Source organism: Mucilaginibacter sp., from assembly GCF_028288105.1.
Lineage (GTDB): Bacteria > Bacteroidota > Bacteroidia > Sphingobacteriales > Sphingobacteriaceae > Mucilaginibacter.
On the sequence record NZ_JAQBOI010000047.1, the window covers coordinates 1 to 18,369 of the forward strand.

Genomic DNA, 18,369 nt, shown 5'->3' on the forward strand with positions numbered 1-18,369 from the left:
GTAAAAGTTTCGGGCAGATTTTGCGCCATCCACTCATCATCATGATAAAACTGGTTAAAATTACGCAGCTTATTTGCCAGGCCCGATGGTGGTTTTACCCATCCGTAATGATAAATGTAGGCGTCAATCAACTTCACCTGGATCTTACGGTTATTGGCCCACCTAAACCCTTGCGCGTCACGATATGACCGTATGTCTTTATTATTACGCACAATCCGTATCTCGCGGCGATACCACCTGCGCGAATGCCCATAATAATCATACGAGCCATAAAAATGCAGGTATTTAAACAATAAGCCTTCAACCTTACTATCGGAAAGGTTCTCTTCCATTTCCTTTTTTATTAAAGGCAGGTATTTTTCATGCACACACTCATCACCCTGTATATAAAAGGCCCAGTCGGTATCGGGCGAAATAGCGTCAAAAGCCTTATCGGTTTCATCGGCAAAAACTTTACCCCCATCACGCACATTGGTATCCCATACCGTGTGTATGATCTTTATTTTAGGTGAACCAATACCATTTATAAGGTTTTCTGTTTCATCCTCACTATCGCCCAGGGCCACAATAAACTCATCACATAACGGCAATATGGATGTAATAGCTTCTACAATAGGATAGTCGTTTTTTACAGCATTGCGGATGAATGTGAACCCGGAAACCTTCATTATTATATAGGTATATGTTTGCTGCAAATATAATTATCTAAGCCCGCTCATTTTATATTATTATGCCTTGGTTAATTTGTATTTTTGTAGCAACAAATTAATGGCAGGCATTATACAATATATATTAAACCTAACAGTAACAATTTTCTATTGCCCGCGTCTATTTAAATGACACCATTTATGATTAATTATATTTGGAGTTATTTTACGGTAACTTCCTTATTATAAACTTAATTGATAAAGCATGCGTATAAGTAATACCTTAAATTAATATATATGAAAAGATTCAAACAAATTCTATTCTTCACAGCCTTGTCTTGTGGACTTTATTTAACGGCATGCCAGAAAGAAGCGGCAAGCCCTTCAACAGTTAAAAAAACTTTGGTAAAAGGGAGTTTGGGTGGTAACAAGGATACCATTATAGTTACCCGTACAATCAAAAAGGATACCATTATAGTTACCCGCGCGGATGACTAAAAGAAAATATTAGTTAATATAATTGGTAGTTTAAATTTCAGTGTTGCTTTCATTGGCAAACACCCGGCCTGTTAAATTAATTATTGCATCTTTTAAAACCACTTCAATTATATGGAGTGGTTTTTTTGTATTAATACGGCATTGTAATTAAAAGCAACTATTTTTATTGCCTAATACAATGCTAAAAGCTTTTCAACATATAAACCCAAGTAGCTCAGACTTCCGCTCGGTTGCGCGTGCTTTAACTATTGTTGAAAATAACCTTGCCGGCGCAGCCCAACTTTTAAAAAGCCTTACCTTTAATACACATACACCCGTTACAGGTATTACCGGCCCGCCGGGTGCGGGTAAAAGCACCTTGGTAAATGCCATTATAAACAACCTGGTACAGCAGGGTAAAAAAGTAGCGATACTGGCTATTGACCCAACATCGCCGTTTAATTTTGGATCGTTACTGGGCGATAGGATCCGCATGGCTTCGCATTTTAACCACCCGGATGTATTTATCCGTTCGCTGGCTACAAGAGGGTCGTTAGGCGGCCTGTCTGCAAAAACCATTGAAATGACCGATGTGCTTAAAGCATCGGGCTTTGATCATATTATTGTAGAAACTGTTGGTGTAGGCCAATCAGAAGTGGAGATTGCGGGCCTTGCCGATCTTACCTTTGTAATGCTGGTACCCGAGGCGGGCGACGAGATCCAAAACATTAAATCGGGCTTAATGGAAATTGCCGATGCCTTTATTATAAACAAAGCCGACAGGGAAGGCGCCGACCTATTCATCAATAACCTAAAAAAAATAATCAGGCAAAATAAGGATAGCAAGCTGCCGATATTTAAAACAGTTGCCTCAAAAAACGAAGGGATAGACGCTATTACAAATTTCATTCTATCAAACCCGCAAGCCCAAAATAGCCGCCGCGAACTGTTGCTTACTCAAAAGGTATACAATATAATACAGCAACATAAAATGACCGGTATCAACAAAAAAACACTCCAGCAGGATATTGCCAAAGCTACCCAGGCGGGTAACTTTAATATTTACAAGTTCTCGGAAGAGTATGTAAGATAGACCTAAGAGTCAAGAATCAAGAAAAACCCGAAAGTTATACAAGGCTTTTCCACATCTTGACTCTTGAATCTAAAAATCTTGATTCTCTTCTAAGCGTTCATCAATTCTTCAATATGTTCTGCCTCTATAGGTATGTTAGCCATCAGGTCGCGGTTGCCACCTTTGGTTATCAGAATATCGTTCTCCAAACGGATAGCAAGGCCCTCTTCGGGGATATAGATACCAGGTTCGCAGGTTAAAATATTGCCAACTTCAAAAGGTTTATAGCGACTGGCAAAATCGTGTACATCTAAACCTAAATGGTGCGATGTTCCATGCATAAAGTACTTTTTGTATAAAGGCATTTTAGGATCTTGCTTTTCAACCTCGTGCTTTTTCAATAAGCCCAGGTCAATAAGTTCGCCGGTCATAATTTTACCTACTTCGTCATGGTAGTCATTCCATACGGTGCCAGCTACTAACATTTTGGTGGCGGCGCGCATAACACGCAGTACAGCATTATATACATCGCGCTGGCGTTTGGTAAAGCGGCCATTCACCGGGATAGAGCGGCTCATGTCGGCATTATAGTTAGCGTATTCGGCAGCCCAGTCAAACAATATCACATCACCATCCTTACAAACCTGGTTGTTATCTATATAATGCAGAACAATAGCATTTTTGCCCGATGCAATAATTGGGCTATAAGCATGGCCGGTTGCACGTTGCCTTAAGAATTCATGGGTTATTTCGGCTTCAATTTCATACTCAGTTACCCCGGGCTGTACAAATTTTAGTACGCGTATAAAAGCATCGTTGGTTATATCACAAGCTTTTTGTGTAAGTTCTATCTCAATATCTGATTTTACAACACGCAGATCGCGCAGTATTAGCGCCGAACGTTCATAGTGGTGCAGCGGATATTTTTGGCGCAATGTTTCCAGGAATCTTAGGTCGCGATAGGGCACAGTATGCGTGTAGCGGTCATTTTCGTTAGTATTGATATAAATGTTATCAGCATAATTTATAATGGTATGTAAAATGCCATCATACTCGTGCAGCCAATAAATGTTATCTATACCTGATGCTTTGCGCGCTTCTTCCTTGGTGTATTTATGCCCTTCCCAAATGGCAATGTGTTCATTTGTTTGTCTTAAAAAAAGTACTTCTTTGTATTGCTGATTAGGACAATCGGGATATAAAAGTAGTATGCTCTGTTCCTGATCTATACCCGTGAGATAGTAAAAATCTGGATTTTGTTTAAAAAGGAACGTCTGATCGCCATTCCTCGGGAACTCATCATTTGAGTGAAATATAGCTACAGAGTTTGATTTTATTCGCGAAACGAAATTTTTTCTATTATTTGTAAATAACTGTTCGTTAACAGGAAGGTATTTCATGAATTATTAAAATATTAATTTTTACAAAAACAAATTATTTCTACTGATTGTAGTAGATATTATGAATTTTGGAACAAGATTTGGTATTTGTTTCAAACATAATTACTAATTTTGAAAAAAATCACAATTAAATCGTTTAATCTTAAAACTATGAATTATTCTACATTAAAGAAATCAGTAGCATTATCATTTGCTTCTTTGCTGGTTGCTGGAATGGTTAGTGCGCAGACAGACTCCACTACCACCACCACTACCACAACAGCAGACACTACAACGTCTGCAACAACCACTGCCAAGGTATTTGGCGGAAGGGGTCAATACAAAACCTGGAGCATAGGTGTTAACGTTGGTGCAACTTCACCAAGTTTAGCAACCGGTGGCGGCTCTAACGATTACGCAAATCATAACGTTGAATTAGGTTATGGTATATCTATAAGAAATCAATTGGGTCACAACTTTGGTTTACAATTAGATGTACGCGGCGGTAAAGTATCTGGCGATAACAGCAGCATTGCTAGTAACCCTGCTTCTTACTCAACTAAATTTTATCAGGCTACTTTAAGCGGTGTTGTTAACGTTGCTACTATCGACTTTATCCGTCGTAAAAACTCTGTTAACTTCTTCATTAACGCTGGTGCTGGTTTGGCTATGTACAACCCAACTGGTGTTAATTCAGCTGGTGTTGCCTTTGATTTCAAAGACGGCGCTGCTGGCGGTGCCGCTGGAACTGGTAGCTACGTTAAAGAATTTGTAGTACCAATTGGTGCTGGTGTTAAATTCAGACTAAGTGATGTTGTTGCCTTAAACTTTGGTTACACTCAAAACTTTATTGACGGTGGTAACTTTGACGGTTTAACAAAACCTGATAACAGGAAAGATCATTACTCTTACGGTTACGGTGGTTTAGAATTCACTTTGGGTTCAAAATCAAAACCAAGCTTAGAGTGGGTTAATCCAGTTGCTATGATGTATGACGAATTATACGATGCAGCTTTACGTCAGGAAGTTGAAGCTCTTAAAGGTCGTGTAACTAACGTTGAAAACGCAGTTACTGATCTTAAGAAAGATTCTGATGGTGACGGTGTATCTGATCAATTCGACAAATGCCCTAACACTCCTGCTGGTAGCGTTGTTGACGGTTCTGGTTGCGTTATCGTATTCCCTAAAGATACTGTTGCAACTACAGGTACTGCTGCTGCTTACTCAAACATCCAGTTTGAATTTGATAGCTCGGTATTAAGAACTTCTTCTTACCCAGTATTAGATGCTACTTCAGCTGATCTACGTTCATCTGGTAAAACTGTTGAGATCGATGGTTACGCTTCATCTGAAGGTACTGCTGCTCACAACTTATCTTTATCACGTGACCGTGCTAACTCTGTAAAAACTTACTTAGTTAACTCTGGTGTTGCTGCATCAAAATTAAAAGTTAAAGGTTACGGTGAAACTAACCCGATAGCTGATAACTCAACTGAAGAAGGACGTGTTGCAAACCGTCGTGTTTCTTTCAAACAAAGATAATATCTAATTAAAATATTATTGAGAAGCCCCGGATAACCCGGGGCTTTCTTTTTTTTATTAAATTTGTATTATGTACTTTTTTAGAAAAAAAGACCCCAACAGGCCTACCAGCTTTAATCTTAAGGTAATGCATGTAATTAATGCTATTGCAATAAGCATGTTTTTGCTCGGCATTATTTGGAAACTTATTCAATGGTTCATACTAAAAAAGTAGCCTTATTATAAATACACACAACACCTATAAATGAAAATTATTATTAATACTAATAATGCGCCTGCCCCAATAGGCCCTTACAGCCAGGCTGTTGCTACTAATGGTTTACTATTTGTTTCTGGCCAAATACCGTCAGATCCAAAAACAGGCGAGATCATCACAACAGGTATAACTGATGAGGCAACAATGGTGATGGAGAATCTTAAAGCGATACTAACCGAAGCCGGTATTGGTTTTGATCAGATCATAAAGACCACCATATTTTTAACCGATATGCAAACCTTTGCACAGGTAAATGAAGTATATGGTTCTTACTTTACAGCCAATTTTCCTGCCCGCGAAACTGTACAGGTATCGGCACTGCCAAAAGGTGTTAATGTTGAAATATCTGTAATTGCTTTAAAGTCCTGATCATATAAAATTGAACAATCAGCATTTTCAAACACCCATTGAATATTTAAAAGGTGTAGGCCTATCCCGTGCGGATGTGCTTAAAAAGGAATTGCAGATTTACAATTTTGAAGACCTGTTAAGGCACTTCCCTTATAAATATATAGACCGTACCCGGTTCTATAAGGTTAAAGATATACAGCCCGACCTGCCTTACGTGCAGGTATTGGCACGCTTAACCAAAAAAGAAATTATTGGCGAGAAACGCACCAAACGTTTAGTTGCCCAGGCACATGATGATACCGGCCCAATTGAGTTGGTATGGTTTCAGGGCATAAAATGGGTTGAGAAGATGCTGGTTCCCGGAAAGGTGTATGTGATATTTGGCAAGCCCGGCTTTTTTAATAACAAAGCCCAAATGGCGCATCCCGAGATGGAGCTATACTTACCTGGTATGCAACAGCAAAAGGGCAACTTAATGCTTCAGCCAGCATATAACTCTACCGAAAAATTAAAGCAGTTTACTTTAGATAGTAAAGGCCTGCAAAAACTAATAGCTGCCCTGCTTGAACAGCATGCCAAAGATATTCACGAGAATTTACCCGCGTATATTTTAAATCGCTTTAAACTGGTGGGGCGACAGGAAGCCTACCGCAACATTCATTTCCCAAATGATGCTAATCAGTTAAAGGAAGCTCAATACCGTTTAAAATTTGAAGAGTTATTCTTCCTGCAGTTAAAACTGTTAAAAACCAAGCTGACGCGTACTCAAAAATTCAAAGGCAATATATTTGAATCGGTTGGCAACTACTTTAATGAGTTTTACCATCACAAATTACCATTCAAGCTAACCAATTCGCAGAAGCGGGTTTTAAAAGAAATAAGGCTGGATACCCAGCGTGGTGTGCAAATGAACCGCTTATTACAAGGTGATGTAGGCAGCGGCAAAACGGTGGTGGCATTAATGAGCATGCTCATAGCAATTGATAATGGCTTCCAAACCTGTATTATGGCCCCCACCGAGATCCTGGCAAATCAGCATTATCAAACCATAAAAAGTTTGGTTGGCGAAGGTTTTATAGAGATAGCCCTGTTAACCGGTTCAGTGCCTAATAAAGCACGTAAGGTTATTCATGAGAAACTGGAAGATGGTACACTTAATATATTAATAGGTACCCACGCGCTCATCGAAGATAAAGTTAAATACAAAAACCTTGGCCTGGTGGTAATTGATGAACAGCATAGGTTTGGTGTGGAGCAACGGGCAAAACTTTGGCGAAAAAATGTTGTACCACCTCATATACTGGTAATGACAGCCACCCCCATACCCCGTACTCTGGCCATGACCATGTATGGCGACCTTGATATCTCTGTAATTGACGAACTACCGGCCGGCCGTAAACCTATACAAACCCTGCATTATTACGAAGCTAAACGCTTGCGCATGTTTGGCTTTATGAAAGATGAAATTGCCAAAGGCCGGCAGATATATGTGGTATATCCTTTAATAAAGGAAAGTGAAAAGCTCGATCTAAAAAACTTAATGGATGGCACCGAGATCATGTCGCGCGAGTTTCCATTGCCAAATTACCGCATCAGCATAGTTCATGGCAAACTTAAACCTGCCGAAAAAGATTTTGAAATGCAACGTTTTGTAAAAGGCGAAACGCAGATAATGGTGGCCACCACTGTAATAGAGGTTGGAGTAAATATCCCCAACGCATCTGTAATGATCATTGAAAATGCCGAGCGCTTTGGCTTATCGCAATTACACCAGCTACGCGGGCGTGTTGGCCGTGGTGCCGAGCAATCATACTGTATTTTGATGAGCAGCGAAAAGCTTAGTCGGGATGGCCGTATAAGGCTTAATACTATGGTAAAAACCAATAACGGCTTCGAAATAGCCGAAATTGATATGCAGTTGCGTGGCCCGGGCAATATAGAAGGCACACAGCAAAGTGGGGTGCTCGACCTGAAAGTGGCCGACTTAACTACCGACCAGGAGATACTGCAGCAAGCCCGAAACTGCGTTATCGAAATATTTGAAAAAGACCCCCAATTGGCCGCTCCGGAAAACCAGATCCTCAATCTCGCCTTTCAGGCAAAAAATGCAGGTTTAAGCTGGGATAAAATATCTTAAGGTATTGATAAAAATGCGCCGCAAATATTACATTTGCCTAAACGCTACTTATCATGAAAAAATTCCTTTCTATTCTTATCATCTTATCAGCCGGTGCAATTTGTTCAAAAGCACAAGATTCTGTACAGATCCGTAAGTTTTATGACGAGGCTTTGGTTAATGGCCAATGCTACGAAAACCTACGTTATTTATGCAAAAATATTGGCCAGCGTTTAAGCGGATCTGCAGGTGCGGCAAAATCTGTTGAGTGGAGTAAAAAACTAATGGAGGGCTATGGCTTCGATAAGGTTTACCTGCAGGAAGTAATGGTGCCGCATTGGGTTAGGGGCGCTAAAGAACAAGCCTATATTATTGATGGAAAAAAGAAGATAGCCGTGCCTATTGCTGCCTTGGGCATGTCGATAGGTACACCGGCCACAGGTATAACAGCCAACATTGTAGAGGTAAGAAGCTTAAAGGAATTAGAAACTTTAGGCGAAAGTGTTATTAAAGGCAAAATTGTTTTTTTCAACGGCCCGTTTGATCAGCGCTTTATTGAAACCGGCGCAGGTTATGGCGCTGCCGGCGTACAGCGTTTTGCAGGTCCATCAGCAGCAGCGAAATATGGTGCTGTTGGGGCAATAGTACGTTCTATTACACCCGCGCTCGACGATTACCCGCACACTGGCGGTACAGTTTATGCAGATGGTGTAACAAAGATCCCTGCCGCTGCTATATCAACCTTAGCCGCAAACAAATTGAGCAATATGCTTAGGTTACGCAAGTTGCCGCTTATAAAATTCTATTTTAAACAAAGCTGCCAAACGCTACCTGATGTTAAATCATACAACGTTATTGGCGAGATAAAAGGCAGCGAAAACCCTAATAAATTTATTACTGTTGGCGGCCACCTGGATTCATGGGACCTGGCCGAAGGCGCGCATGATGATGGTACAGGCGTTATGCAATCTGCCGAGGTGTTAAGGATCTTCAAAGCAACCGGCTATCGCCCTAAAAACTCAATAAGAGCGGTGTTTTTTATGAATGAAGAAAACGGCCATAAAGGAGGTATAAAATATGCCGAACTTGCCGCCGCAAATAAAGAAGAACATATTGCAGCCATTGAGACAGACGAAGGCAGTTTTACCCCGCGTGGGTTTAGCTTCCAGGGGGCATCGGCATCTTTCTTAAAAGATGTTAACAAGAACTGGAAAGGATTATTAGAACCTTACGAAGCCGACAGGCTGGTTGCCGGTGGTGGTGGTACAGATATTGGCCCTTTAAAGGAGACAGTCCCTTCCATCATGCTCATAGGTTTCAGGCCAGATTCGCAACGGTACTTTGATATACATCACACACCAAATGATGTTTTTGAAAATGTTAACAAGCGCGAATTGGAACTGGGTGCTGCTGCTATTACCGCATTAGTTTACCTGATAGATCAGCATGGCCTAAGTTTTTAACAGTTCTGTGTCAATTACATTTTGAGGCCGCCTGTTACAATTGTAAATTGCGGACTCAACTAATACACTACCACATTGCCAGACGAGGAAAACCCCAAACCCCGAGTAGATTCATTTGCAGCCCTTAAATACAAGGATTTCCGCTCATATATTGGGATGCGGTTTTTCTTCACGTTTGCGTACCAAATGCAAACCGTTGTTCTTGGGTTTTATATTTACCAGTTAACACACAGCAAAATTGCCCTGGCATTTATAGGTTTAAGCGAAGCCATCCCGGCGGTAGGTATAGCACTTTATGGCGGTTATATTGCCGATAAGTACGAAAAACGAAAGATGCTCCTTATCATATTTGTGGGGGTATTTTTATCATCATTGGTAATGTTTATAACAACATTATCCAACGTGGCAGCGCAACTTCATACCACCGGTATACTTGCCCTACTTTATGCCATGATATTTTGTAATGGGCTGGCCCGTGCTTTTTACGGCCCGGCAACTTTTACCATTTACGCGCAAAGCATCCCGAAAGAACTTTATCCAAACGGCAGTACCTGGAGCAGCTCAAGCTGGCAGGTAGCCTCCATACTTGGGCCGCTTACCGGTGGTTTTATTTATGGCTTTGCACATCATATTATACCGGGGTTAAGTGGCATTACAGCAACATTTGGCTTAACGCTTATATTTATGCTGGTATCTCTGATATTGGTTTATATGCTGCGCGAGTACCCACCGGTATTTATCCCCAAAGAAAACATTTGGATCAGCTTAAAAGAAGGGCTCAACTTTGTTTTCACCAACAAAATAATGTTCTACGCAATGAGCCTTGATTTGTTTTCGGTGTTTTTTGGGGGCGTTGTAGCATTATTACCTGTATTTGCCCTTGATATTTTAAAAGTAGGTGCCGAGGGGCTGGGCATTATGCGTATGGCATCGTCATTAGGTGCGGCATTAACAATGTTAGCCATGATTCGCTTTTCGCCAATGAACAAGCCATGGCGTAATCTGCTCATTGCCGTTACTGGGTTTGGTGTATCTATTATCGGTTTTGGCTTGTCCAATATATTTTACCTATCGCTGCTATTTCTGTTTTTACAGGGCGCGTTTGATAGCGTGAGCGTTATTATCCGCGGTACCATTATGCAGCTTTTAACCCCCGACCATATGCGTGGGCGGGTATCTGCGGTAAACTCCATGTTTATTGGCTCATCTAACGAGATCGGCGATTTTGAATCGGGCATGGCAGCAAAGCTTTTAGGTACTATACCTGCAGTTATATTTGGTGGCAGCATGACGTTGATGATAGTAACTATTACCTGGCTTAAAACTAAAAAGCTGATACCATTATCTCTAAACCAAATCCAGGAGCCCGCAGTTATAAAACACCAGCTTAAAAAAGGGTAATTTACATTTAATTAAAGCTGAATTAAGCTGTGTTATCTGTGAAAATAATATTCACCTTTAGGGAGAATATTATTTTTCTTTTAATAACTATTGATTAAGTCTTTGGCTGCAACGTATTCAGATACCTTACGAGGTAAGTTTTTATACATTTTACCATTATGGTTAATGTTTTTTGCCCCATTACTTAGCTATAGCTTGGATGGCAAACCTGTATACCGCCCTAATATTTTTACAAGCTTAAAAGATACTACAGATGCCCGCCGCATAGATGCTGCAAGGAGAATTTACAGGATCAATTGCCGCAAAATGAATGAGCCGGATGCCGTAAAAAGCCTGGGCGATTTGGAGCAACTGGCCGTTAACCTGGGCGATTTGCAACTTGAATGTGCCATATATGATATGCGTGCCGATTATTACTCGGTAAACCGAGGTTACAATCCATTAAGTAATAAGTATTTTGATATGGCTATTGCCTTTGCAAAAGAGGAGAAACTCCTATTGGAAACGGGCATTTATCAGCATCGCAAAGCCAACTATTATTCCCTTTACAAACAAAATACGGCTGCTTGCCGATATTATCTTTTGAGTGAAGCCACCCTGCGTGAGGTTGGTTTTGATAATGTGCGCGATATGGGGACGCTATTTTCTGAAACAGCAAATTTTTACTATGCCCTGGGCGACTTTGACAATGCACGTGAAAACCTGCGCCACGCTTTAAAGTATCAGCCTATAGTATCAAGCGTACGTATAAATATTATAAACACTATTGGGCTTACCTATCGTAATGCGGGGCAATACAAAACGGCTATGGCGTATTTTAACAATGCCCTTCATATGGCAACACTTGTTAAGGATTCTGTATGGGTAGCCATAGCAACAGGCAATATCGGCTCTATATACTTTTTGCAGCAACAATATGGTAAAGCACTGCCGCTGATACAGGCAGATTATAGCCAATCATTAAAATATGATCAAACGTTAAATTCTGCTATCGCTTTGTTAAGATTGATATATATTAGTCTTGATCATGGCAAACTAAAGCTGGCGGGCCTGCAATTAGATACTGCAGACAAATTACTGTTAAGAACCAGTGAAAATGTATTAACACAGCGGGCACAATATTATGAATTAAAGGCAATACTTAGCGGACGGTTTAAAAACGTTGAAAAAGTTATTTTATATAGGAATATATCAGAAAATTTACGGGATAGTGTGGCCAAGCGCGATAACATTACTGCTATTGAACGTGTGAGACTGCAATGGATAATGGAAAAAAGCCATGAAGAGCTTAACAACCTAAAAAAGAGTGCCCAGATAGAGGCCTTTAAGCAAAAAACAATAATTGTAGTATTGCTACTATTAATAGTGATAAGCGTACTTATATATAATCGCCAAAGGTTAAAAGCAAAAAAAGATAAGGAGTTAATAGTATCAGAGAAGCTTAGGGTTGATGAAGAGTTAAAAAATGCCACACTGGTGCTGAATGGCTATACCGAAAGGCTCATGCAAAAAAACATCCTGATAGATGAAATTAAGACAGAACTGGAAAATGTTCAATTAAAGTTTAGCGACGCAGACATTGCCGACAGCCTGGACAAAATGATGCAGGCCCATATCATGACAGATGATAACTGGGCACAGTTTAAAAAGCTTTTTTCAAGGGTACATGCTACTTTCTTTTACAACCTGCGTCATAAGTATGACAACTTATCTGGTACTGATATAAGGTTGCTTGCACTAATTAAACTAAAGCTTAATAATAAAGAGATGGCAGGTATGCTGGGCATAACTGTTGATGGTGTTAAAAAAGCAAAACAACGTTTGCGTAAAAAAATGCGCCTTTCTGAAGATGAAGAGATAGAGGATGTAGTAAACGACCTTTAATTCGTCCTAAAGCCACATTTTTGATGATTTGTCTCAATTTTGTCCACCCCTAAAATTCTTATAAGCAGGTATTTTGAGCCATATTTGAAAAATATGCTTACGAAGTAATTACAGCAACATATTATACTTTTTAATTACATACCAGCGTTAAAAAATTGATTTTCATGCAAAAATTGTACGTTTATATTGTAGAAGATAATCCTTTAATAGCTTTTGCGTTAAAGAATATGCTTCTTAATATAGGCCACAACATTTGCAGAATAGCAGAATGTTATGATGAAGCTATAAAAGACCTGAGGGTTATGAATGTTGACCTGGTGATAACAGATATAATGTTAAAAGGGAAAGAGAACGGAATTGACCTTGCAAATTATATCAACCATCATCTACATATCCCTTTCATCTTTCAATCGTCCATAACATCTGTAGATATAATAAATCTGGCTAATCAAACGCGTCCTAATGCTTTCCTGCTAAAACCGGTAAGCAAATCGGACATGATAAAAGCCCTTACTATGATAGCTGCATAGAACATAAATGATTTGATTAATTATTAAAGTTTACAATTGCCCGAGAATGGAAACAAGACAAAAAAAAACCTGCCCGCATTGCAGTAAAGGAAAATTAACCAGCCGCGCACGAAGGCCAGTTTTAGTAAAAGCAACATTATTTTGGCTGCCTATAAAAAGGTATTCCTGTAACCTCTGCGATAAAAAATCATATGTGTACGGTTCCGTATGGGAAACTACGGATAAAAAAAAATCACTGCTTAGCTCTGCACAATAACCGGCAAAATCATCGCTTAACTACATACTTATTGGTTAATAATTATATACCCGATAATGTTATTTGAGCACTATTAGGATAAGCCTGGTATAAAACATACGCCCCCTTTTCTCCCAATGCAACAGCAGGTTTTATTACACGGGATTTACCGTCCTGCACTATTTTTACAGTTTTCCATTTTTTGGGAATGTAAGTTTTAAGTGTAAGTGGCACATTGTACATAGCCTTATTAAGCGGGTGCGATAGGCTAACTGTAATTTTTCCATTTACTTGTTTAGCTTGCAGTTTGGCACTTTGCCTTTCGCGCATGTAACGGGTAACATCGCCAAATGTGGCTACCCATAGGTTTTTTTGGCGGGCTTTAATGTAGGTAAAATATTCATCCAGTTCCTGTTTAGGCAAGGCCTCCCAGCCAATACCCTCAACGCCGTGAATAGTAAGCACCAGCCAGGTATTGTTTTTGTTAACGGTGGTATCAACCCATGCCTTCATCATTGGCAACGGTGTTTTAGTAGTAGCACCCCGCTGAAACTGTATATACTCCTTATCGGTATTACCCGGGTTGCTTTTATTGCCACGGGTTATTTCTTTTAGCCAGGGCTCGGGCATACGGTTACGTAATGCCGGGTAAACTTTATATGCATATTCCATTACCCGTTCGTTCTCGGTCCCAAAAGGCCCCTCGCCCGAGAAGGTGTACCTGGCACCCAAATGGTTTAGGATTTCCAGCTTGCTCTTTTCCATTTCATATAACATGTTGGGCTCATCTAATATGGCCAGGCGCGGGTGGGTTATCATGTGGCTGGCAAACTCATGGCCTTGCGCGGCATATTTGCGAATTTCATTCCAGGTAGTGCCATGCGCATCCATATATTCGGGATTATGTTGTACGCCCGGTTTAAACTCGCCATTACGCACTTTCTTATATAACTCATCAATCAACTTTACTGCTTCATCAGTTTTACCTGCGTCAACAAGCGAACCGGCGTTGTAATAATAATCCATCGGCCCAACTAAACCCAGGTAACTGGCTGCCGAAGCACGTTCAAACAGGTTAGCTTTATTAGTTGGAACGGTTGCTGTTTCGCCGATGATCTCTTTAACTGGCCGACCTATAAATTTCCCCTGGTATTGTGAGCCAGGGATTTGCCCCGTGATGATGAAGAATGTAGCCGGAAATTTAAAGCGGTTTAGTAAAGGCAGGGCTACTTTAAATTGGTTAATAGAACCATCGTCCCAGGTAATTGATACTGCGCCTTTTTTACCATCCTGCCAGCGCGTTATCTCGGTTTGGGCTTTACAGGGATTTAGAAACAAACTTACAGCAATTGCCGGTAACAGTAATTTCTTCATGGTATACAATTTTTAACAATTGGTCTACTAATATACTAAGTTGAATTTTAATTCATGCTTATCCTGTTTCGCTCGGATAGTGGAGTAATAGGAAATTATTTGAAATAATTTATAAATGAATGAATATTCACTTATATTTGTAGCGAAATATAATATAAATGCGTATTAGAAACACAGATAAAGTACAGCTGGTAAAGCAAAAAGCTATTGAACTCATCGTAAAATATGGCTTAGAAGGCTTTAGCATGAACAAGTTGGCAAAGGCATGCTGTATATCAGTAGCAACGCTTTATATCTATTATAAAGACCGCGACGACCTGATCCTTAAAATAGCTATTGAGGAAGGCGCTTTAATGGGTGATGCCATGATAAAAGATTTTGACCCGGAGATGCTGTTTGAACAAGGCTTGCGTAAACAATGGGAAAACCGATATAACTATATGGTGGCTAACCCTATCATGACATTGTTTTTTGAACAGCTGCGCAGCTCATCGTATCAGCAGATTTTTTTATCATCTTTTTTGAAGGACTTTAAATTGGTGATGGGTAAGTTTATGGATAATGTAATTGCACGTGGCGAAATTGATGTAATGCCTTTTGAAGTGTACTGGTCGGTAGCGTTTGCGCCGTTATATAATCTTATCCGTTTCGAAAACGAGGGGCAAAGTATGGCTGGCAAGCCTTTTAAAATGACGGATGAGATACTTTGGAAAACTTTTGACCTGGTTGTGAAAGCCCTAAAAAAGTAAGCTTATGAATATTGTAGAAAATTTTGATCACATACTATTATTTAAAACCAACATTAATTGTGATGGCGATAAACTGCTGCTGCATACTTTGCTGGATAATAACCCCGACATTAAATGCTGGACAATTGATATGGAAGATGAAGATTGTGTGCTTCGAATTATATCGTACACGCTTAGCCATGCACAAATAATTGAATTAATAAAACCTCACGGCTACCAATGCTGTGAACTAACCTAACACAATGCAAAATCAAGAACCGGTACCTTTTACAGGCTACCAAAAATTTGTAATATTTATACTGGCTATCACCCAGTTTACTGTGATACTCGATTTTATGGTAATGTCGCCGCTTGGCGATATGCTCATGAAATCACTTAACCTTAAACCATCGGCCTTTGGTATAGCCGTATCTGCCTACGCTTTTAGCGCGGGGATCTCCGGCCTGCTTACTGCCGGCTTTGCCGATAAGTTTGATCGAAAGAAGTTGCTGTTATTCTTCTACATCGGTTTTATTGCGGGTACCGTGTTCTGCGGGATGGCACAATCTTATGCAGTGTTGGTAGCCGCACGTATAATTACCGGTTTGTTTGGGGGTGTTATCGGCTCCATATCAATGGCCATTATTACCGACTTGTTTGCCTTGCAGCAACGCGGCCGGGTTATGGGCTTTATTCAAATGGGCTTTGGTGCAAGCCAGGTTTTAGGGGTGCCAATTGGTATCTACATTGCAACGCTTTGGCAATGGGAAGCCCCTTTTTGGATGGTGGCGATATTAAGCACAATAGTTGCTATTGTTATTGCCCTTTACATTAAACCTATTACCCAGCATTTAGCTATCCAAAAAGATAAATCGGCGGTTTTACACCTTTGGCATACGCTGACCAAAAGCGACTATCGGGTTGGTTTTACCGCTACAGCATTGCTCTCGATAGGTGGTTTTATGATGATGCCTTTTGGGAGCGCATTTGCCGTAAATAACCTGGGCGTTAATTATAAGCAATTAACCATGCTACTAATGGTATCGGGGTTAAGCTCATTGCTGATTATGCCGGTAATAGGTAAGCTGAGCGATAAGATAGATAAGTTTAAAATATTTGCCGCGGCATCTGTTTGGATGATGATCATGTGTGTGGTTTATACCAACCTTGGCGTAACACCACTTATACTGGTAATGGTATTTAACATTTTAATGATGATGGGCATTATGAGCCGCATGATACCTTCATCGGCATTAACCAGTGCCATACCCGAAATGGCCGACCGTGGCGCTTTCATGAGTATTAACGCATCGTTACAGCAAATAGCAGGTGGGGTAGCCGCGGCCGTTGCCGGTATGATTGTAACCCAGCAAAGCAAGGGTAGCCCGTTGCAGCATTATAATACTGTTGGCTATGTAATAGTTGTTATATCAATAATCAGCATCTTTTTAATGTGGCGGGTAAATAACCTTACCAAAAAGAGGATGGAGAGCAGCCAAGCAGCCGTGATACCAGAAGAAGCTTTCTCACATTAAAAAATTTCATTTAGCCGACGTGTTCCATTTTGAAGATGGAACACGTGGAACAAATGGAACATACTGATAATCAATAGATAAAAAATTAACTTTTCTCAATTTTAGCAAAGTCTTTCTTTAATTAGAATACAGAATATTCTGTATTCTAATATTATAAGCATTTTTACCGATTGTTCCACTTTTTGTAAAATGGAACACACCAAAAAACGGCCTGGAATCGCCTATTTTCGCCTCTTTTTATCCCTTTTCTGGTCTTGCCGCAAACAACTACTTTCGCTATCTTGGCTAATAATCCTTAGCAATATCGCAATGAAAAAAGGCCTGCTACTTACCCTAATTACTACCGCCGCTATGGCTGCAAACGCACAGCAAACATTCGATCCGCCAAAAACTAAAACTATTCCTGTTGTTGATACCCTGCACGGTATACAACTTACCGATAATTACCGCTGGCTGGAAGACAAAAAGAACCAGGATGTTATTGACTGGACAAAAAAACAGCACGATTACGGTGTGGAGTACCTGACAAAAACGCAAAAGGTTCACCCCGATCTGAAAGAGAAGATAGCCGCCTACCTGAACATGGATTATGAAGGCCCCTTGAACACGGTGGGTAAACGCGTTTTCCAAACGGTGAAAAAGAAAGGTGATAAACAATATAAGATCTATACCATACTGGATGGTAAAAAGGTGCTGATATGGGACCCTGTGCAATTAGATACTGCAGGCAAAATATCAACCAGCGGCACCAGTTATACTTATGATGGCGAACGCGCTGCCATTAGCGCGCAACGCAGCGGCGCCGAGGTTAATACGGTTTACTTTATTGATACCCGCACCGGCAAACAAATCCACGAGCATATTACCAATACCAGTGGCTTTGATTGGGCGCAAGACCAAAAACATGCCTACGTAACCCTGCGCAGTCAGGAAGATGTGGATAAGCAGCGGCCCTTAAAAACCTACTACCTAAAAGTTGGCGACCCGATAGAGAAAGCCACCTTTGTGGGCACTACTAAAGACGCCCAAAACAGCTACTTTGTTTATGATAACCGCTACAGCGATGTAACCTTTAGCGGCGAAGGCGATTTCTACTCCAACAGCCTGCGCATTCGCCCAACCGGTAGCCTTAAAGAAGGCAGGATCATCTATAACAGTAAAAAATTTCAGGCATACCCCGAGGCTATCGGCAACCGCCTTTATATAAAAACCAACGATAACGCGCCAAAAAGCAAACTGATGCTGGCCGATAAGCTGCACCCGGATTATAAGAACTGGAAAGTGCTTATCCCCGAAAGCAGTACGGTTATGGAGAACTATGTAGTTACCAAAAACAGCATCATCGTTCAGGATAAAAAGGATATTGAGAGCCGTTTAAC

General features: G+C 40.5%; 17 protein-coding genes. 14 read left to right on the forward strand and 3 right to left on the reverse strand.

Translation table 11 applies throughout. The features are described from left to right. A partial coding sequence (locus JWQ85_RS03050) for a glycosyltransferase family 2 protein (protein WP_299463753.1) occupies window positions 1-668 on the reverse strand: 668 nt, incomplete at its 3' end. 276 nt (window positions 669-944) lie between these two features. Here JWQ85_RS03050 and JWQ85_RS03055 point away from each other — a divergent pair. Then, window positions 945-1,145 (forward strand): hypothetical protein, encoded by a 201-nt coding sequence (locus JWQ85_RS03055; protein WP_299463755.1) that lies wholly within the window; start codon window positions 945-947, stop codon window positions 1,143-1,145. 178 nt (window positions 1,146-1,323) lie between these two features. Next, on the forward strand, window positions 1,324-2,217 hold the full coding sequence (gene meaB / locus JWQ85_RS03060) for a methylmalonyl Co-A mutase-associated GTPase MeaB (RefSeq protein ID WP_299463758.1): 894 nt from the start codon (window positions 1,324-1,326) through the stop codon (window positions 2,215-2,217). An 89-nt stretch (window positions 2,218-2,306) separates the two neighbouring features. Here the strand turns inward: meaB and JWQ85_RS03065 are convergent, their stop codons facing one another. Beyond that, window positions 2,307-3,596, reverse strand: a complete 1,290-nt coding sequence (locus JWQ85_RS03065; protein WP_299463761.1) for an aminopeptidase P family protein — start codon at window positions 3,594-3,596, stop codon at window positions 2,307-2,309. 213 nt (window positions 3,597-3,809) lie between these two features. On the opposite strand from JWQ85_RS03065, the gene JWQ85_RS03070 reads away from it, so the two are divergent. The 8 genes from JWQ85_RS03070 (at window position 3,810) to JWQ85_RS03100 (ending at window position 13,118) form a co-directional block, all read left to right on the forward strand. Then, window positions 3,810-5,117 (forward strand): OmpA family protein, encoded by a 1,308-nt coding sequence (locus tag JWQ85_RS03070; RefSeq protein WP_367186179.1) that lies wholly within the window; start codon window positions 3,810-3,812, stop codon window positions 5,115-5,117. 70 nt (window positions 5,118-5,187) lie between these two features. Next, the gene (locus JWQ85_RS21880) at window positions 5,188-5,331 is read left to right on the forward strand and encodes a DUF6728 family protein (protein WP_354003261.1); all 144 of its coding nucleotides are present in this window, start codon (window positions 5,188-5,190) and stop codon (window positions 5,329-5,331) included. A 30-nt stretch (window positions 5,332-5,361) separates the two neighbouring features. Further along, window positions 5,362-5,742 (forward strand): RidA family protein, encoded by a 381-nt coding sequence (locus JWQ85_RS03075; protein WP_299463764.1) that lies wholly within the window; start codon window positions 5,362-5,364, stop codon window positions 5,740-5,742. A 10-nt stretch (window positions 5,743-5,752) separates the two neighbouring features. Then, window positions 5,753-7,861 carry an ATP-dependent DNA helicase RecG gene (gene recG, locus JWQ85_RS03080; protein WP_299463768.1) on the forward strand — a complete coding sequence of 703 codons (2,109 nt, stop codon included), beginning with the start codon at window positions 5,753-5,755 and terminating at the stop codon, window positions 7,859-7,861. A gap of 53 nt (window positions 7,862-7,914) precedes the next feature. Beyond that, window positions 7,915-9,303, forward strand: coding sequence for a M20/M25/M40 family metallo-hydrolase (locus JWQ85_RS03085; protein ID WP_299463771.1), 1,389 nt, complete (start codon window positions 7,915-7,917; stop codon window positions 9,301-9,303). 75 nt (window positions 9,304-9,378) lie between these two features. Continuing rightward, on the forward strand, window positions 9,379-10,704 hold the full coding sequence (locus JWQ85_RS03090; protein ID WP_299463774.1) for an MFS transporter: 1,326 nt from the start codon (window positions 9,379-9,381) through the stop codon (window positions 10,702-10,704). Between the two features lie 165 nt (window positions 10,705-10,869). Beyond that, window positions 10,870-12,588, forward strand: coding sequence for a tetratricopeptide repeat protein (locus tag JWQ85_RS03095; protein ID WP_299463777.1), 1,719 nt, complete (start codon window positions 10,870-10,872; stop codon window positions 12,586-12,588). Window positions 12,589-12,752: 164 nt separating this feature from the next. Continuing rightward, window positions 12,753-13,118, forward strand: coding sequence for a response regulator (locus JWQ85_RS03100; protein WP_299463780.1), 366 nt, complete (start codon window positions 12,753-12,755; stop codon window positions 13,116-13,118). 298 nt (window positions 13,119-13,416) lie between these two features. Here the strand turns inward: JWQ85_RS03100 and JWQ85_RS03105 are convergent, their stop codons facing one another. Beyond that, window positions 13,417-14,727: a polysaccharide deacetylase family protein gene (locus JWQ85_RS03105; protein ID WP_299463783.1), complete on the reverse strand. Its 1,311-nt coding sequence runs from the start codon at window positions 14,725-14,727 to the stop codon at window positions 13,417-13,419. A gap of 158 nt (window positions 14,728-14,885) precedes the next feature. On the opposite strand from JWQ85_RS03105, the gene JWQ85_RS03110 reads away from it, so the two are divergent. The 4 genes from JWQ85_RS03110 to JWQ85_RS03125 all read left to right on the forward strand — a co-directional run. Next, window positions 14,886-15,476, forward strand: coding sequence for a TetR/AcrR family transcriptional regulator (locus JWQ85_RS03110; RefSeq protein WP_299463785.1), 591 nt, complete (start codon window positions 14,886-14,888; stop codon window positions 15,474-15,476). A gap of 4 nt (window positions 15,477-15,480) precedes the next feature. Then, window positions 15,481-15,714 carry a hypothetical protein gene (locus tag JWQ85_RS03115; RefSeq protein WP_299463788.1) on the forward strand — a complete coding sequence of 78 codons (234 nt, stop codon included), beginning with the start codon at window positions 15,481-15,483 and terminating at the stop codon, window positions 15,712-15,714. Between the two features lie 4 nt (window positions 15,715-15,718). Beyond that, window positions 15,719-16,990, forward strand: a complete 1,272-nt coding sequence (locus JWQ85_RS03120) for an MFS transporter (protein WP_299463791.1) — start codon at window positions 15,719-15,721, stop codon at window positions 16,988-16,990. A gap of 309 nt (window positions 16,991-17,299) precedes the next feature. Continuing rightward, window positions 17,300-18,369, forward strand: a 1,070-nt coding sequence (locus JWQ85_RS03125) for a hypothetical protein (protein WP_299463794.1), incomplete at its 3' end; no start/stop codon positions are given.

Excerpts from the sequence above, each read along its gene's own strand:
- JWQ85_RS03055 (WP_299463755.1), top strand. The coding sequence starts at position 945 with ATGAAAAGATTCAAACAAATTCTATTCTTCACAGCCTTGTCTTGTGGA.
- meaB (WP_299463758.1), top strand. The coding sequence starts at position 1,324 with ATGCTAAAAGCTTTTCAACATATAAACCCAAGTAGCTCAGACTTCCGC.
- JWQ85_RS03065 (WP_299463761.1), bottom strand. The coding sequence starts at position 3,596 with ATGAAATACCTTCCTGTTAACGAACAGTTATTTACAAATAATAGAAAA.
- JWQ85_RS03070 (WP_367186179.1), top strand. The coding sequence starts at position 3,810 with ATGGTTAGTGCGCAGACAGACTCCACTACCACCACCACTACCACAACA.
- JWQ85_RS21880 (WP_354003261.1), top strand. The coding sequence starts at position 5,188 with ATGTACTTTTTTAGAAAAAAAGACCCCAACAGGCCTACCAGCTTTAAT.
- JWQ85_RS03075 (WP_299463764.1), top strand. The coding sequence starts at position 5,362 with ATGAAAATTATTATTAATACTAATAATGCGCCTGCCCCAATAGGCCCT.
- JWQ85_RS03085 (WP_299463771.1), top strand. The coding sequence starts at position 7,915 with ATGAAAAAATTCCTTTCTATTCTTATCATCTTATCAGCCGGTGCAATT.
- JWQ85_RS03095 (WP_299463777.1), top strand. The coding sequence starts at position 10,870 with ATGTTTTTTGCCCCATTACTTAGCTATAGCTTGGATGGCAAACCTGTA.
- JWQ85_RS03100 (WP_299463780.1), top strand. The coding sequence starts at position 12,753 with ATGCAAAAATTGTACGTTTATATTGTAGAAGATAATCCTTTAATAGCT.
- JWQ85_RS03105 (WP_299463783.1), bottom strand. The coding sequence starts at position 14,727 with ATGAAGAAATTACTGTTACCGGCAATTGCTGTAAGTTTGTTTCTAAAT.
- JWQ85_RS03110 (WP_299463785.1), top strand. The coding sequence starts at position 14,886 with ATGCGTATTAGAAACACAGATAAAGTACAGCTGGTAAAGCAAAAAGCT.
- JWQ85_RS03115 (WP_299463788.1), top strand. The coding sequence starts at position 15,481 with ATGAATATTGTAGAAAATTTTGATCACATACTATTATTTAAAACCAAC.
- JWQ85_RS03120 (WP_299463791.1), top strand. The coding sequence starts at position 15,719 with ATGCAAAATCAAGAACCGGTACCTTTTACAGGCTACCAAAAATTTGTA.